Below are 15,846 nucleotides of genomic sequence, written 5' to 3' on the forward strand. Positions count from 1 at the left end.
GCGACTCGGTGCTCAGTCCTCGTCCCCGAACGGCAGCGCGTCGAGATCCCCGGTGAAGTCCACCGCCGTCGGGAACATCAACTCCAAGGCGTCGTCGGGGAGTTCCTGCGGAGCCCCGGGGGTGCCCAGTGTCTGCTCCGTCCAGATGCATTTGCCCGTCGGCGTGTAGCGCGTGCCCCAGCGCTGGGAGAGGGCGGTGACCAGTTGCAGACCGCGACCGCCTTCGTCCGTCTCCGTGGCGCGGCGGATACGGGGCATGGTCAGGCTGCCGTCGAAGACCTCGCAGATCAGCTCGGCGCCGTGCAGCAGGCGCAGACTGACCGGGCCCTTGGCATGGCGTACGACGTTGCCGACCAGCTCGCTGGCCAGCAGCTCCGTGGTCGGGGTCAGGTCCTCCAGGCCCCAGGTGCGCAGCTGCTCCCGGACATGACGGCGGGCCTGGCCGGCCGCACGTGGGTCCTGGGGGAGCGGCCAGGAGGCGATCTTGTCGCTGGTCAGGGCGTGCAGGCGGGCGACGAGGAGGGCGGCGTCGTCGGCCGTCGGGTGTTCGGCGGGGAGCAGGCCCGCCGTGAGGGTGTCGCAGAGGTCCTCCAGGTCCGCCTCCGCACCGGACTCGGTCCGGATCGCCGTACTCAGGAGGCGGGCCAGGTCCGCCATGCCCTCGTCCATCTCGCGCTTCGACGACTCGACCAGGCCGTCGGTGTAGAGCACGAGGAGGCTTCCCTCCGGGACCTTCAACTCGACTGTCTCGAACGGCGGTTCCGCCGCGCCGAGGGGCGGGTCGGCCGACAGCTCCGGGAAGTGCACGGTGCCGTCCGGGTGGACCACGGCCGGTGGCGGATGACCGGCCCCGGCGATGGAACAGATCTGGGTCGTCGAGTCGTAGAGCGCGTACAGACACGTCACGTACGACTCCTCGCCCATGCCGGCGACGAGTTCGTTGAGGTGGCTCATGATCTCGTCGGGCGGCAGCTCAAGGTCGGCGAGGGTGTGCAGCGCGGTGCGCAGCCGGCCCATCGTCGCCGCCTCCGGGAGGCCGTGGCCCATGACGTCGCCCACCACGAGGGCCACCTGGCCGCCGGAGAGCGGGATGATGTCGTACCAGTCGCCGCCCACGTCCATGCCCTGGCCCGCGGGAAGGTAGCGGGCGGCCGCGGTGCACGCCGGCAGCTCGGGCAGGGCCCGGGGGAGCAGGCTCCGCTGGAGTTCGCGGGAACGGGTGTGCTCGGCGTCGTAGAGCCGGGCCCGTTCCAGGGCCTGGGCGACGAGGGCGCTGATCGTGGTCAGCAGGGTGCGTTCCTCGTCGGTGAGCCGGCGGGCCCGGTCGAAGGCGACGACGCAGACGCCGAAGGTGTTGCCGGACGCGGTCAGCGGGAGGAACGCCCACGCCTCCTTCCCCGCCCGTTCCGGTCTGGCGGCCAGCTCGGGGTACTGGGCCGCGTACTCCTCGGTCGAGGAGAGGAACATCGGCAGACCGGACGCGATCACGTCCCAGCCCGGCTCACCGGGCGTCCGGACGCGGCCGTCGACGGTGGACAGGAAGTCGTCCGGGTAGCCGTCCGCGCCCACGGTGTGCAGCCGGTCGCCCTCGACGGCCTGCACCAGGAGGCCGGCCGCGGCGAACGGCGGCAGCACCCGGCGGGCGACCGCGGCCACCACGTCCTGCGAGGTCGTCGCCTTGGCGAGAGCGGCCGTCAGCTCGCCCATCCGGACCGCGCGTCGGGCCACCGCCAGCTCGGACGCCCGGCGCTCCTCCTCGTGCTGACGCTTCTCGGTCACGTCGGTGAGGTAGAGGGTGACTCCGTCGGGACCCGGGACCAGCCGCAGGTGGTGACGGCGGCCGGTGCCTTCCAGTTGGGCGTCGAAGCCGACGGGCGTCTCCTCGGCCGCGGCCTTGCGGCAGCGGTCCTCCAGGCCGGGGACGTTCCGTACCGCGGGCAGCTCCCACAGGAGGCGCCCGAACAGCTCCTCCTCGGAGAGGCCCAGCGTGCGCTCCGCCTCCAGGTTGGCGAAGGTGATCCGCCACTCCTCGTCCACCGCGAGGAACCCGTCGCTCATGTGGCGCAGGGCCCGGCTCAGCGCGTCCCGGGCCGACCGGGACTCGTTGCTCTCCCAGCCCACGCCGATCATCCGGTGCGGCTCGCCGTGCTCGTCGTAGGTCGCCCGGCCGCGGGCCTGCGTCCAGCCGTACGTGCCGTCCAGGCGCCGCACCCGGTACTCGGCCTCGAACACGCCGTGCTCGCGGATCGCCCGGTCCACCGCGTCCAGTGTCGGCGCCAGGTCGTCGGGGTGGACGCAGGCCATCCAGTTCTCGACCCTGGCGGTGTAGTCCTCGGGTCTGGTGCCGTAGAGCTCCAGGGCCGCCTCGTCCCAGATCAGCTCGCCGCCCTGGATGTCCCAGTCCCACGAGCCGACGCTGACCTCCTTCAGAGCCTGCCGCAGCCGGTCACGGTGGCCGCTGAGCTCCGGCTGGGAGGGCCGCGAGGGCGGGGGTGCCTGGCGCATGCGCTCCTCGGTCCAGGCGACCAGGTCCCGGAGGAAGTCCCACTGTCGCGGGGTGGGCTCGCCCTGGTCACCCATGAGGACCGTGAGCGTGCCGATGCTGCGGTCCCCGCCGGACACCGGTACGGCGGCCAGACCGGTGCCGGGCCAGGTCAGATCCTGAACCGTGGGCGCGGCCGACACGGGCACCCACACACCACTGCCCCGGTGCAGGGCCCGGGCCGGGGCCGTCGGCCCCTCCTGGTCGATGATCTCCCACGGGCGGGTGAGGGCGGGCGGCAGACCGGTCGACGACACCAGCCGCAGCGCGGACATCGGCCCGCGCAGGTGAATCGCTCCCCCGAGCGCGCCCAGCTCGCCCACCGCGTGTTGCAGTGCCAGCCGGAACACTTCGCTCTCGGTGACGCCGGGGTCCACGGTGCCGAGCAGAGCCAGACGTGCGTTCATACCGTAAATTTTACCGTTCCCGCCTCACATAACGCGGTGCTGCGCAGGACTCTCACCTTTGACTCCCGCTCTCGCACACGGCTCTCAACAGGCAGCGCTCCAGACCGAGTTGCCCCGGCGTTCCACCCGCGTTCGCTCGGGTGACAATACTCGGCATCCGGGGGAACGGGGGCGTCCTGAACGGGGTAAGGAACCCCTTGATCATGTCCGGACGTTGTCACCCCGTCAGGCTCACCCCCGCCCACCCGTCACACAGGAGCGGCATGGACATCGGCGTATTCATCCCCATCGGCAACAATGGCTGGCTCATATCGAAGAGTTCACCCCAGTACCTGCCGAGCTTCGAGCTGAACAAGGCCATCGTGCGGAAGGCCGAGGAGCACGGCCTCGACTTCGCGCTGTCGATGATCAAACTCAAGGGCTTCGGCGGCGAGACCGAGTTCTGGGACCACAACCTGGAGTCGTTCACGCTGATGGCGGGCCTGGCCGCCGTGACGGAACGCATCAAGCTGTACGCCTCCACCCCGATCCTTGTCCTGCCCCCGGCGATCGTCGCGCGCATGGCCACCACGATCGACTCCATCGCCCCTGGCCGCTTCGGCATCAACATCGTCACCGGCTGGGCACCCGGCGAGTACTCCCAGATGGACCTGTGGCCCGGCGACGAACACTTCGGCAACCGTTACGCGCGCGCCGCCGAGTACGTCACCGTGATGAAGGAGCTGTGGAGCGAGGGCGTCAGCAACTTCAAGGGCGAGTTCTACGAGATGGACGACTGCGTGCTCTCGCCGCGCCCGGCGGACGGGCACATCGACATCGTCGCGGCCGGACAGAGCCCCACGGGCATCCGGTTCGCCGCCGAGCACGCCGAGTACAACTTCATCCTGGGCAGTGGGGTCAACACCCCCCTCGCCCTGTCGGACACCACGGCCTCGCTCGTGGACGCGGCCGAGGGGACGGGCCGGGACGTCGGCGCGCTCTCCCTCTTCATGATCATCGCCGATGAGACCGACGAGGCAGCCCGGGCGAAGTGGCAGGACTACCACGACAACGCCGACCACGCGGCGCTGGCGTACATGGCCGGCGAATCCGCCACCGACACCACCGCCGACGACACCTCAACCGCCCGCACCATCGTGCTGCCCGAGGGCGCGGTCAACTTCAACATGGGCACGCTGGTCGGGTCGTACGAGACCGTCGCGAAGATGCTCGACGAGGTCGCCGAGGTCGAGGGCACCAAGGGCATCATGCTCGTCTTCGACGACTTCCTCGTGGGCCTGGAGAACTTCGGCACCCGCATCCAGCCGTTGATGAAGTCACGGTCGCTCGCCGAGTGACCGTCGCTCCGGACGGACCGGGCCCGCGGTCGTGACCGTCGGCCGCGGTCCGTGGCGGGTGTTCGCGGCCACCGCCGTGGGGGTGGTGGCCGTGTTCCTCAACATGAGCGGTCTCGCCGTCGCGCTGCCCACCATCACCCGGGAGCTCGGGGCCGACCCCGGGCAGGCCGACTGGATCCTGCTCGGCTACATGCTGGTCACCACCGCCCTGATCCTCGTCTTCGGCCGGCTGGCCGACATCGTCGGCCGACGCAGCCTGTATCTCGCCGGGCTCGTCGTCCTCACCGCCGGGACCGGGCTCGCGGCGCTCTCCCCGTCGGCCGGGTTCCTGATCGCGGCCCGGGTCGTACAGGGCGTCGGTGCCGCCGCCGTGATCACCAACAACACCGCCCTGCTCACCGACGTGTTCCCCGCACGGACACTGGGCCGGGCCCTCGGCTGGAACGTCACCGTGGCCGCCACGGCCCAGGTCGCCGGACCGGTCGTCGGCGGCGCGGCGACCCAACTCCTCGGCTGGCGTGGGCTGTTCGTCGTCTGCGTGCCGATCGGGCTGGTCGCGATCGGCGCGTCGGTCCTGGCCGTCCCGGCGAGCGGAACGCGGGTCGGCCGGGCCCGCGAACCGTTCGACCTGCCGGGCGCGCTGCTGTCCACGGCGATGCTGACCGCACTCGTCCTCACCCTGACACCCGGCGTCACATCCACCGTCGCCGACTGGCTGCCGTGGGCCTGCGGCGCCGCGACCCTGGCACTGTTCACGGCCTTCGTCGCCGTCCAGACCCGCCGCTCGCACCCCCTGGTCGACGTGGCGCTGCTGCGCACCCGGGCGATCGCCCTCGTGCTCGCGGCCGTCCTCGCCAACGCGGTCGGCAGCTACGCCGTCGTCCTCCTGGCGTCCCTGCACGAGCAGGCGGTCGGCGGCGCCACGTCCCTGGAGGCGGGGGTGCTGGTGACACCGGTCGCGGCCGGCACGCTGATCGCCTCGGCCGCCGCGGGTTCCCTGTTCGACCGCTTCACCCCGCGCACGCTGACGACAACGGGCATGGCGGTCACGGCCTGCGGACTGCTGGGCTTCTCGCTGACCCTCTCGACGACGACCGTGCCCTTCCTGGCCGTCGCCCCGTTCCTCTTCCTCGTCGGGGCCGGTACCGGGCTGTTCATGACACCGAGCACGGGCGCGCTGATGCTGTCCGCGCCGGCCGACCGGCGCGGTATGGCCAACGGCCTGCGGTCCACCACACAGAACGTGGGCTACCTCCTCAGTACGGCCCTCGCCCTCGCGTTCACGACGACCGGGCTGAGCGAACCGGCCCGCCAGGCCGCGTACGACGGGACACTGAACACCCTGAACGTGCTCGCGTCCGGCGAGTTGGACCGCTTCGTCGCCAACATCCGCGCCACGGGGTTCGTCCTCACCGGCATCGTCGCGGTCGGGGGAGTGATCTGCCTGGCCTTTCCCACATCGCTGCGGGCACCCCGTACCGCTGACGCCGCCGTCGTCAACACCCCACCGGAGTCCGCCACTTCACGAAGGACGACATCATGACCGGTTCCGCTTCCGCGCAGGAGGACTACGAACGTGCCGGGTTCGACGGACAACTCACCCCCGGCACGTCCCCGGCCCTGATCCTGGTGGACCCCGCCCGCGCCTACGTCGACCCGGACTGCCCGCTCTACGCCGGTGTCGAACCGGCGGTCGACGCGATGAGGCTCCTCCTTGCCGACGCCCGCCGGGCCGGGATCCCGGTGATCGTCACGCGGGTGCTGCTGCGGGCGGACGGCAGCGACGGCGGCCTCTTCTTACGCAAGGTGCCGGTCCTGGGGGTGTTCGCGGAGGGCAACCCGTTCGGCGAGTTCATCGACGGCCTGGCCCCGGCGCCGCACGACCTGACGGTGACGAAGCAGTGCCCGAGCGCCTTCTTCGGCACGGAACTGGCCGCCCACCTCACGGCCGACGGCATCGACACCCTGCTCATCGGCGGACTGTCGACGAGCGGCTGCGTCCGGGCCACCGCGCTGGACGCCATGCAGCACGGATTCGTACCGATCGTGGTCGAGGAGGCCGTGGGCGACCGGGACCCGGACATCCACGCGGCGAATCTCTTCGACATCAGGCACAAGATCGGCGAGGTGTGGCCGCTCGGGCGGGCTCAGGAGTACCTCGCGTCTCTCGGCTGACCGGTCGTGCGCGTCGTGTGCACCACCCCGCTCGGGTCACGGACGCGCCTCGGGGAGGAGCGGTTCGCGGTCGGCCGTGGGCTGGGTCGGCGGGTGCGGGTCGGCCTCGTATCCGGCGGGAAGGACGGCGTCGGGGACCAGCGGTGACGGTTCGACGCGCAGCAGCCGGGCGATCCCGGCGGGCAGCCACCAGTTGTACCTGCCGAACAGGGAGACCATCGCCGGCACCAGTAGTGCCCGTACGACGGTGGCGTCCAGCAGGATGTCGGCGCCGAGCGCGGTGGCGAGGACCTTGATGTCGGTGCCCGGGGCGGACGCCAGCGCGGCGAAGGCGAAGAACAGGATCAGCGCGGCCGACGTGACCAGCCGCCCGGTGCGGCCCAGGCCGTGCTCCACGGCGTACGCGGTGGAACCGGTGCGGTCGTACTCCTCGCGCATCCGGGCCAGGATGAACACCTCGTAGTCCATGGACAGTCCGAACAGGAACGCGAAGATCAGGACCGGCAGCCAGAACGTCAGCGCACCGGTCGCCGCGATCCCGAACACCGCGTTCGAGCCGTGTCCGTCCTGCCGGAACCAGGTGATCATCCCGAACACCGCGGCCACGCTGACCAGGTTCAGCAGCACCGCCTTCAGCGGCAGCAGCAGGGAGCGGAACGTGCGGACCAGCAGCACGGAGGTGACCAGCGCGATCAGACCGAGGATGTACGGGAAGTCGTCGAAGACCGCCCGCTGGTAGTCGAGGACGATGGCACCCGGCCCGTCACGCCGACGTATCCGGGCAGGTCCTTCGTCGCGTTCCGGACCGAACTCACCACCGCCACGCTGGTGTTGTCCACCGTCTCGCGGGTGGGTATGACGACGACCTCCGTGACGCCGTCCCGCCCGGGCGGGGCCACGACCGCCATCCGGACGCCCGGAACCCGCCGTGCCGCAGCCGCCACGGTCGAACCGGCCGACCTCCAGGAAGCCGTGCGTGTCGTCGCCCGAGGGGAGGCACTGCTGTCGCCCAAGGCCACCCGCGGCCTCATCGCCCGCTTCCTCTCCCAGCCGAACCCGGGCCCGCTGCCCAGCCCGGTCCAGCTCGACGCACTCACCGAGCGGGAGCGCGAGATCATGGCCCTCGTCGCCGCCGGGCTCTCCAACGACGAGACAGGGGAGCGGTTGTACGTCTCTCCACTGACCGCCAAGACCCGCATCAACCGGGCGATGATGAGACTGGGCGCCCGCGACCGCGCCCAACTGGTCGTCCTCGCCTACCGGAGCGGCTTGGTGAGCCCGGGCGACCTTCCTGTGCTGTGACGGTGGGGCAGATCCGAGGGGGCCTTGTGCGGTGGAACGTTTCGTGGCCGGTGTTCCGGCGCATCGGCAGCGCCTTCGCGATCGGAGTGGCCCTGGCCGCAACCTCCGGATGCACGGTGCCCGTCGATGCCGTGGCCGGTATCTCCGTGACCGGCGACGGCCATCTGCTCGGCATCATGATGGTCTGCGGGCATCACATCGACGGCGCGACCCTCTACGTGGACAGCACCGACGTCGACAAAGAGGTGACGGTCGGTTCGTGGACCGCCGACCGCTCCCTCACGGCCGGTTTCGCCACCTGGACCCTCGACTCTCCTTCCGCCGGCTGGACCGCGACCAGACCTCTCGAACCGCTCACTGCCGGGACCACCTATGACCTCTACGGCTGGACCGAGGACAACTCATGGTCATCGGGCAACGTCTCCTTCACTCTGACCGACAGAGACCGGCTCACGCCCGGAACGGTCCGCTACGACGACGTCTCGGACAACGGCGACGAATCCGCTGTCACCGTCCCCGTGGCGGAGTTCAAAGCCAAGGCATGCGAGAACGACTGACGTCACGGCGCCTGGCGCCGGGCCGCAAACCCACAAGGGCACGATCCGCAGCGGGAGTTGTGGGCCCGGGGCCTTTACGAGCGGTGCCGTTCCCCGCTGTCGAAGGTACCAGTGGCGGGCCCGATGCGCGGGCCGGGCAACCCCGCCGTGGCCGGTCCGCTCAGCGGAACCGCGGGTGACAGGGCCGCCAGAGGGCGATGACGCTGGGGCGCTCCTGGTACCGACTGTGGTGGGAGACGTCGTGGAGATGAGCTTGGAACCGGCGGAGGAAGTCGTCGGCATCGATGGTCGGTTCCAGTGGGAGTTCCCGCCGCCGGGCGGTACCGGCCCCGAACCCGGTCCGGGTTCCGGCTCCGCCGCCCTGTCCGTCTGGTACTTCGCCCTGCCGCTCACCTCCGCCCACCGCGGCGGCCACTCCGGCGGCGGTGCCCTCGTGGACGGCGTCGACGGCCAGGAGCGGTACCGGAACGAGGGGACGGTCTACCCCCACTCCGGCCTGGTCGAGATGATCACCTACCAGGAGCGGTACCTCCCCGAACTCTCCTGGAAATACCTCGACTTGAGCCATGTCCCGTGGGACGACGTACGCGCCGCCATCGCCGCGGACCCCCCGGACGTGGCCGCGTTCACCGTCTACACCGCCACCGCACTGTGGGCTTTCATCGTCGCCGCGGAGATCAAGCGCGTGAACCCGGACGCGGTCGTCGTGTTCGGCAACGACCACGCGGGAATCCTCCATCGCGAAATACTCACCGGCCACTACGGCCACCGGCTCGTCGATTTCGTCAGCACCGGCAACAACGGCCCCTTCACCATGCTCGGCCTCCTGTACGCGCTACGCGGCCAACTCGACCTGAAACGCGTCCCGTCCCTCGCCTATCGCGAACACCTCGGGGTCGTGAACCAGCCCGCTCCCACCTACCCACTCGACCGCCGCAGGCTCCCCGACTACACACTCATCGAAGACCAACTGGAGCGGTACTACGACAAGGCGTTCGACGTCTGGTACGCGCACCACTACGACCTGAAGCGCATGGTCACTCTCCCCCTGGACGCGGGCTGCACCTGGGGAACGCGCCCGGGACGCCGGTGCAAACACTGCTCGATCCAGGGGCTCACCCCGAAGTTCGCCCGGATGGACACGATCGTTCCCGCACTCGAAAAGGCGGTCGGCGGCCTCGGCGCCAATGTCTACGCCGCCGGTGACTCCACCCTCGGGTTCTCCCGCGCACAGTGGTCCGGCGACATCGGCTACCTCGACGAACTCGCAGAACGCTGCGCCGCCTCACCGGTACTCCGCGACCACCGGTTCCTCCTCGCCTACGGCCTGGTCTTCGAGTTCCTCCAGTCGGCCAAGCTGTGCCAGGGCTTCGTCCGCACGTGGAACGTCGGCCTGGAGGCATTCGACCCCAAACTCCTCAAGGGCGACTCCAAGGGCATCAACAAAGGACCCGACCGGGTTTACGAGGCACTCGAACTGGCCCAGGAACTGGACTACAAGATCTACGCCTCGGGAATCCTCGGCCTGCCCGGTACCACCCGCAAGCAACTCCACGAAGAGGTCGACTCCTGGCTCTCCCTCGCGGAGACCTATCGGGACACCATCACCACGGTCTCGGTCGCGGCGCCCGGTGTGATCCCGGGCTCGCGCATGTACTGGGAGAGCTTCCGCTCCCACCCCGAAGTGCGCGCCGCGCACGGCGAGATCATTCAGGCCCGGCGCCTCACCGAGCTGTACGTCCACGAGAACACCGAGGTCGAACTCGCCGACGTGGAAGCCGCGATCGCCGATGTCGGCCGGGGCGTCATCGCCCTCGGCCGGGAGCGCGGACACATGAAGTTCGGCGGCTACATGCTCGGCGGAGTCGACGACGACGAGGCGGCCGAACGACGACTGCTCGACGAGATCTGCGCCCAGCTCTGACACCGGCGACGGGCTCAAGAGGGCGACGACACCGGTGGAGAAGGCAGTGAACATGACCGCGAATACGACCGCGCATACGCCCGTGAGTACGGCTCGGACGACGTGCGTACCCGCAGCGTGGGCCCCTCGTGTGATCGTCGTCGGCGCCGGCGGCGCGGGCCTGGCCGCCGCCGTCGAGGCCGCCGCCGAGGGCGCCCACGTCGTCCTCGTCACGAAGGCCGTCTACGAGCACGCCCGGCACCGCTGGGCCTCGGCCGGCGGCTGCACCTGGAAGACCCATGCCTTCAACGCGGCCGTCGCGCCGGACGACAGCGTCGCGGCCCACATCGAGGACACCCTGGCGGGTGGCGCGTACGCGGGCGACGAGGACATCGTACGGACGCTCTGCGAGGGCGCGTTGGGCCTGGTGGAATGGCTGGAAGGCCTCGGGCTGCGCTTCGAGAAGAGCAATGACGGCCGGTTCGCCACCCGCCCGTTCGGCGGCAACGGCGCGCCCCGCGCCGTCCACCTGGAGGACCGGCTCGGCTTCCACATCCAGCGCGTGCTCGGCGAACGACTCGCACGACTCGTCCAGGAAGGCCACGTCGAGGTCCATTCCGGGCTGCGGGCCACGGACATCCTGCTCGACGCCGACGGAACCGTACGCGGGCTTGAGGCGCTGTCCGTCGAGAGCCTCGAAGTCCTGGAGATCGCCGCGGACGCCGTGATCCTCGCGGACGGCGGCGGCACCTCGATGTACGCACCGTCGGCCGCCTCCACGGACAAGACCTGCGACGGTCTCGCCCTCGGCCTGCGGGCCGGAGCCGAGGCCGTCGACATGGAGTACGTCCAGTTCCATCCCACCGGGCTCGCCTCGGACGTACCGACGTACGACGGAATGCCCGTCGAGGAAGCCGTACGGTTCGACGGGGCGACCCTGCTCAACCGTGACGGCGAGCGGTTCATGCTGCGGTACGACCCGCTGGGCGAACAGGCCACCCGGGACAAGGTGTCGCGGGGTGCCTACCGCGAGATCGTGGAGGGGCGCGGTTTCCCGGACGGCACGGTCCAGCTCGATCTCGGTGCCTGCGCGCATCTGATACCGGAGCGCTATCCGGCCTTGTACGAACGTCTCTGTCTGATCAGGCCGGGATTCGGATCGGTGGACGCGTCGGTACTCGCCGTACGTCCCACCGCCCATTTCCTGATGGGCGGAGTCCGGACCGACAGCACGGCCCGCACCACGATTCCCGGCCTGTACGCCGCGGGCGAGACCGCGGGCGGCGTCCACGGCGCCAACCGCCTCGGCGGGAACGGCCTGTCGGAGGCCCTCGTCTTCGGCCGCATCGCCGGTCGGCATGCGGCGACCCTCGGCGCCGGTACGGGGTTGAAGGAAGAGCACATCCGGGTCACCGGGCCCTACCGCATGGACGTCTCCCCGGACGGCGCCTGCCCCGAGGCCCTGCTCCAACTCCTGCGGCGGGAGATGTACTTGAAGGCCGGCCCGATCCGTACGGCCCGCGATCTCCTGGCGATGACCGAGACGATCGCGACGCTGGACGAGCGCCGGGAGAAGCTGGACATCGCCTCCGGGCCTCGGGCGGCGGGCCAGGTGCAGACGTGTCTGGACCTGGAGAACCTCCTGCTGGCCTCGCGGCTGATCGTCGAGTCCGCGCTGCTCCGCGAGGAGTCGCGCGGGGCGCACCACCGCGAGGACTTTCCCTCGACGGCCGCTCACATCACCGGCAACGCGGTCGTGCAGGACTCCGGGAAACTCGCCTGGAAGCCCGTTCGCCGGGGTGGAACACGGCCTTCCGACACCGGCGCGGAGCACCCGCGATGAACCTGGACAACGGGATCAGCGTGGCCGCCATATCCCTCGGCGTCGTGATCACACCCGGGCCGAACATGATGTACATGGTCTCGCGGAGCATCGCCCAGGGCCGCCGCGCCGGGGTGGTGTCGCTGCTCGGGGTCGCGGTCGGCGCCCTGGTCTTCGTGGTGGTGACGAACCTCGGCCTGATGGCCGTGCTGCGAACCGTCCCCGCGCTGTACACGTCCTTCAAGATCGCGGGCGCCGCCTATCTGGGCTGGCTGGCCTGGCAGGCCTTCAGCTCGGACGGCGCATCCGTCTTCGCCCCGCGCGAGCTGGCGGACACCTCCACCCGTCGGCTCTTCACCATGGGGCTGGTCACGAACCTCCTCAACCCCAAGATCGCCCTGCTGTACCTCTCGCTGATCCCGCAGTTCGTGGACACCCGGGCGGGCCACGTCCTCCTCCAGGGCTTCGCCTTCGGCGGCATCCAGGTCGCCGTGAGCGTGTGTGCGAACCTGGTCATCATCATGGCCGCGGGCACCCTGTCGGAGTTCCTCGCCGCGCGACCCGCCTGGCTGCGGGTACAGCGGTACGTCACGGGATCCGCGCTCGGCATGCTGGCCCTGCTGCTGGCGACGGACCAGTCGCAGGCGTGACGAACCGTCAACACCTTCCGCACGGCACGGGCGTGCAGAAGGGCGCGGGGGCGGCCGCACCCCGAACGCACACCTCCGAACCACCCCCGCACGCCCTCCTGTTGGCGACCGGTCACTGATGTGCTCGTCGTTCGTCCAACAAGGGGGAGAAGAACATGCGTCATCGTCTTGTGCAACGGCTCGCCGTGCTCTGCGCGTCGGCCACTCTGGTCATCGGGTCGACCCTGGCCGCCGGAACGGCAGCTCACGCCTCGCCGTCATCGCTCGACGGATGCAGGAATCCGTACGTCTGCGTGTACGAACCCCACCAGGTCATGGTGGGCGCCTACAAAGACGTCACGCCCTACTGGCAGACCTTCAGTCGCTCCGACGTCACCTACGTCTACAACGCCCGGCACCATGGCGCCGTGTACTTCCTCTACAGCAGCGGCTACACCAGCTGCGCCGAACCGGGACGCCAGGCCTCCCTGTACCACCGGGGCTACGGCAACGTGACCGGCATCCGTATCGACACCGGCCCGCACTGCTACGCCTGACCCGTATTCAGGGGGCCGCAATTCCCGAGGCCGTTTCCGTCCCGCCATGATGTTCCGCGGAAGGGGGGTCCGCATGGCACAGGACAAACGGCCTCGGGAGCGATCGCGACAGCCGGGCGGGGCCGCTGATCTGCCCCAGACCGAGGACGCCATCGGCGTGTTCCGCTACAAGAGCGCGGACACCCTTGGCGGCCCCGACCTGCACCTCGCCACCCAGTACGCGACGATCGCCGACGCCTTCAGGTCCTCTTCCGCGCCGCCCGGGGACCAGGGAGACGGCCCCCTTGAAACCCCCTCCTGAGCCTCTGGCGCGGGTCAGGACGGAAGCGGCCCCTGCATCACCAGGGCGAGGCCCTGTTCCGCGTCGTCGTTCAGGGCGTTGGTGAAGGCCTTGTCGTAGGCGTCGTCGCCGACCGACTTGCGGGCCTGCGACTCCCACTGGTCGCGGACCTCGGAGAGTTCCGGGGTCCCGTGGTTCGGGTGGCCCAGCATGCGCCAGAACGTGTTCCCCGTGCCGGAGGTCCGCGCGGCCGCGATGCCATTGCCCTGAACCGCGTTCGCCCCGGTGAGGAGGTCGAGCGCGAGGGCGATGCCGAGGTTGTCGTTGAGGTTGTGCTTGCTGGTGAGCATGGCCCGGGCATGGAGTTCGGCGTCGTGCGCGCGGCCCTGGAGAAGGTCTATGAAGGCGAGTTGGTGGAACGCGTACGACCGCGCCCAGTGCTCGCCGTACCGGACGCTGAGCCGGCGCAGGGCTATGGCCGCCTCGTAGGCCTCCGCCAGCCGGCCCAGCGCGGAGTGGGCGAAGGTCCGGATCACCATGCAGCACAGCTGCGGCGCTCCCGACGGCGGCGACGTGCCGTGGCCGATCAGCGCCCGGTCGCACACGTCGTACGCGAGCTCGGGACGGCCCGCCATGAGGTGGGTCAGGCCGAGGGTGTGGGCGGCGAAGAGCTCGGACTGCGGGGTGCCGTCCTCGCGCGCCGCCTCGGTGCACTCCTCGCCGATACGCAGGGCGGTCGGGTGGTCGCCCTGGAGGGCCAGCGTGATCCCCAGGGCCCACAGCGCGCGGGTGCGGGACGGGCCCCTGGGCGTGTCGAGGGCAAGGACGCGTTCGAGGTAGTCGCGGGACTCGTGGAGATGCCCGCAACAGGGCCAGAACAGGCCGGTGCGGCCGGCCATCTCGACGGCGGCGTCGGGATCCGCCTCGATGAGGTGGTCGAGCGCGGCGCGTACGTCGGCGTGGGTCGCCGAGATCCGCGCGTACCAGGCGACCTGCCGGTCACTGAGCCAACCGGCCTCCGCCTCGGCCAGCATGGCGGCGAAGTGCTCGGCATGGAGCCGGGCGAGGGTGTCCTTCTCACCGAGTTCCGCGAGCCACATGGCACCGTACTCGCACAGCGTGTCGAGCATCCGGTAGCGGTCGCCTGCCTGTTGGAGGACCGACTGGTCGACCAGCCGCTCCATCAGCCACGGGATGTCGTCGGCGCTGAGCGGGCCGCCCGCGCAGACGGACTGCGCGTCGGCCAGGTCCAGGGGACCGCGGAAGACGGACAGCCTGGCCCACAGCAACCGCTCCAGCGGAGAGCACAGTTCATGACTCCAGCCGATCGCCGTACGAAGCGCCCGGTGCCGCCTGGGCCACACCGTCTCGTCCACGAGTGTGTCGAGCCGTGATCCGAGACGCTCGGCGATCTCCGTGAGGCTGCTCTCCCGCAGCCGCGCGCAGGCGAGTTCGACCGCGAGCGGGATTCCCTCCAGGCGGTGGCAGATGACGGAGACGGCTTCGGCCGAGCCGGGGGAGTCCAGGGACAGCGCGGGCGCGTTCGTGGCGCAGCGTTCGCGGAACAGCCGTACGGCGTCGCCGTTTCCACCGTCGTCACCGTCGTCCATGGAGAGCGGAGCCACCTCGATACGGTGCTCGATCCGCACCCCGATGGCCTGCCTGCTGGTGGCGAGGATGGTCAACTGCGGTGCTGCGGCCAGGAGTTCGCTCATCAGAAGCAGACAGGAGGCCAGCACGCGCTCGCAGCAGTCGAAGACGAGCAGGATCTGCCGGCCGGTCAGCCACTCGCACAGTGCCTCGACCGGGGCGCGCGGATTGTGGTCCAGGAGATCGACCGCGTCACAGACGGTCGCGGTGAACAACCTGTCGTCGTAGAGGTTGGACAGGTCGATCCACCAGACCCCGTCGGCGTACTGCCCCCGGATCTGCTCCGCGACGCGCAGCGCCAGCCGGCTCTTCCCGACCCCGCCACCACCGGTGAGCGTGACGCATCGCCGCTGCGCCAACGCCGTTTTGACTGTGTCGAGTTCGCTGTCGCGGCCGACAAAGCTGGTCGTCATCACTGGGAGGTTGCCTGACACGGTCCCATCCTGCACGGCCCGGACGAGGGGCTAAACCCTCTCCTTGAAAACGGTCACAAGTGATCGGAGTTGGCAACTATTCGATCGGTCGGGTGCCGTGGCCGGCGGAGTGAAGTGCTGTGGCGGGTGTATCGATTCGGCGGGCGCTCGGGGACCTTCGACAACGGGCTGTTGCGCAAGGCGGAACGGCCCGGCAGTCGCTGAGACGTGCGGATGCGGGCACGGATTTTCGGAGCGTGATTCCTCCGTCT

At 70.2% G+C, this 15,846-nt stretch carries 13 protein-coding genes and 1 pseudogene; 11 read left to right on the forward strand and 3 right to left on the reverse strand.

Annotated elements, in window-relative coordinates:
- Positions 1-12: 12 nt before the first annotated feature.
- Positions 13-2,949, reverse strand: coding sequence for a SpoIIE family protein phosphatase (locus tag OG194_RS46920; RefSeq protein ID WP_327406856.1), 2,937 nt, complete (start codon positions 2,947-2,949; stop codon positions 13-15).
- Positions 2,950-3,212: 263 nt separating this feature from the next.
- Between OG194_RS46920 and rutA the strand changes: the two genes are divergently transcribed.
- Genes rutA through OG194_RS46935 form a run of 3 tightly spaced genes read left to right on the forward strand, consistent with a single transcriptional unit; the run spans position 3,213 to position 6,461 of the window.
- A complete protein-coding gene (gene rutA / locus OG194_RS46925) occupies positions 3,213-4,286 on the forward strand; it encodes a pyrimidine utilization protein A (protein WP_327406857.1) in 1,074 nt (357 codons plus the stop codon).
- Positions 4,287-4,317: 31 nt separating this feature from the next.
- Positions 4,318-5,829, forward strand: coding sequence for an MFS transporter (locus OG194_RS46930; protein WP_327406858.1), 1,512 nt, complete (start codon positions 4,318-4,320; stop codon positions 5,827-5,829).
- Positions 5,826-6,461, forward strand: a complete 636-nt coding sequence (locus tag OG194_RS46935; protein WP_327406859.1) for an isochorismatase family protein — start codon at positions 5,826-5,828, stop codon at positions 6,459-6,461. Before OG194_RS46930 ends, OG194_RS46935 begins: the two co-directional genes overlap by 4 nt.
- A 36-nt stretch (positions 6,462-6,497) precedes the next feature.
- Here the strand turns inward: OG194_RS46935 and OG194_RS46940 are convergent, their stop codons facing one another.
- Entirely contained in the window at positions 6,498-7,511 is a 1,014-nt protein-coding gene (locus OG194_RS46940) for an MMPL family transporter (protein WP_327407423.1), read from the reverse strand.
- On the opposite strand from OG194_RS46940, the pseudogene OG194_RS46945 reads away from it, so the two are divergent.
- The 8 genes and pseudogenes from OG194_RS46945 to OG194_RS46980 form a co-directional block, all read left to right on the forward strand.
- Positions 7,410-7,763: pseudogene (locus OG194_RS46945) on the forward strand (helix-turn-helix domain-containing protein); the annotation flags it as partial. The gene OG194_RS46940 and the pseudogene OG194_RS46945 sit on opposite strands and share 102 nt — an antisense overlap.
- A gap of 26 nt (positions 7,764-7,789) precedes the next feature.
- Positions 7,790-8,320, forward strand: coding sequence for a hypothetical protein (locus OG194_RS46950; protein WP_327406860.1), 531 nt, complete (start codon positions 7,790-7,792; stop codon positions 8,318-8,320).
- A gap of 247 nt (positions 8,321-8,567) precedes the next feature.
- Positions 8,568-10,244: a B12-binding domain-containing radical SAM protein gene (locus tag OG194_RS46955; protein WP_327406861.1), complete on the forward strand. Its 1,677-nt coding sequence runs from the start codon at positions 8,568-8,570 to the stop codon at positions 10,242-10,244.
- A gap of 130 nt (positions 10,245-10,374) precedes the next feature.
- Positions 10,375-12,066, forward strand: coding sequence for an L-aspartate oxidase (locus OG194_RS46960; RefSeq protein ID WP_327406862.1), 1,692 nt, complete (start codon positions 10,375-10,377; stop codon positions 12,064-12,066).
- Positions 12,063-12,695 carry a LysE family translocator gene (locus OG194_RS46965; RefSeq protein ID WP_327406863.1) on the forward strand — a complete coding sequence of 211 codons (633 nt, stop codon included), beginning with the start codon at positions 12,063-12,065 and terminating at the stop codon, positions 12,693-12,695. Before OG194_RS46960 ends, OG194_RS46965 begins: the two co-directional genes overlap by 4 nt.
- Entirely contained in the window at positions 12,692-12,814 is a 123-nt protein-coding gene (locus OG194_RS46970) for a hypothetical protein (protein ID WP_327406864.1), read from the forward strand. The genes OG194_RS46965 and OG194_RS46970 overlap by 4 nt, the downstream gene beginning before the upstream one ends.
- A gap of 36 nt (positions 12,815-12,850) precedes the next feature.
- Positions 12,851-13,231 carry a hypothetical protein gene (locus tag OG194_RS46975; RefSeq protein WP_327406865.1) on the forward strand — a complete coding sequence of 127 codons (381 nt, stop codon included), beginning with the start codon at positions 12,851-12,853 and terminating at the stop codon, positions 13,229-13,231.
- A 73-nt stretch (positions 13,232-13,304) separates the two neighbouring features.
- On the forward strand, positions 13,305-13,532 hold the full coding sequence (locus OG194_RS46980; RefSeq protein WP_327406866.1) for a hypothetical protein: 228 nt from the start codon (positions 13,305-13,307) through the stop codon (positions 13,530-13,532).
- Between the two features lie 14 nt (positions 13,533-13,546).
- Here OG194_RS46980 and OG194_RS46985 read toward each other — a convergent pair whose 3' ends face one another.
- Entirely contained in the window at positions 13,547-15,574 is a 2,028-nt protein-coding gene (locus OG194_RS46985; RefSeq protein WP_327406867.1) for an ATP-binding protein, read from the reverse strand.
- Positions 15,575-15,846: the final 272 nt, after the last annotated feature.

Source organism: Streptomyces sp. NBC_01288 (assembly GCF_035982055.1).
In the GTDB taxonomy this organism is placed as follows: domain Bacteria; phylum Actinomycetota; class Actinomycetes; order Streptomycetales; family Streptomycetaceae; genus Streptomyces.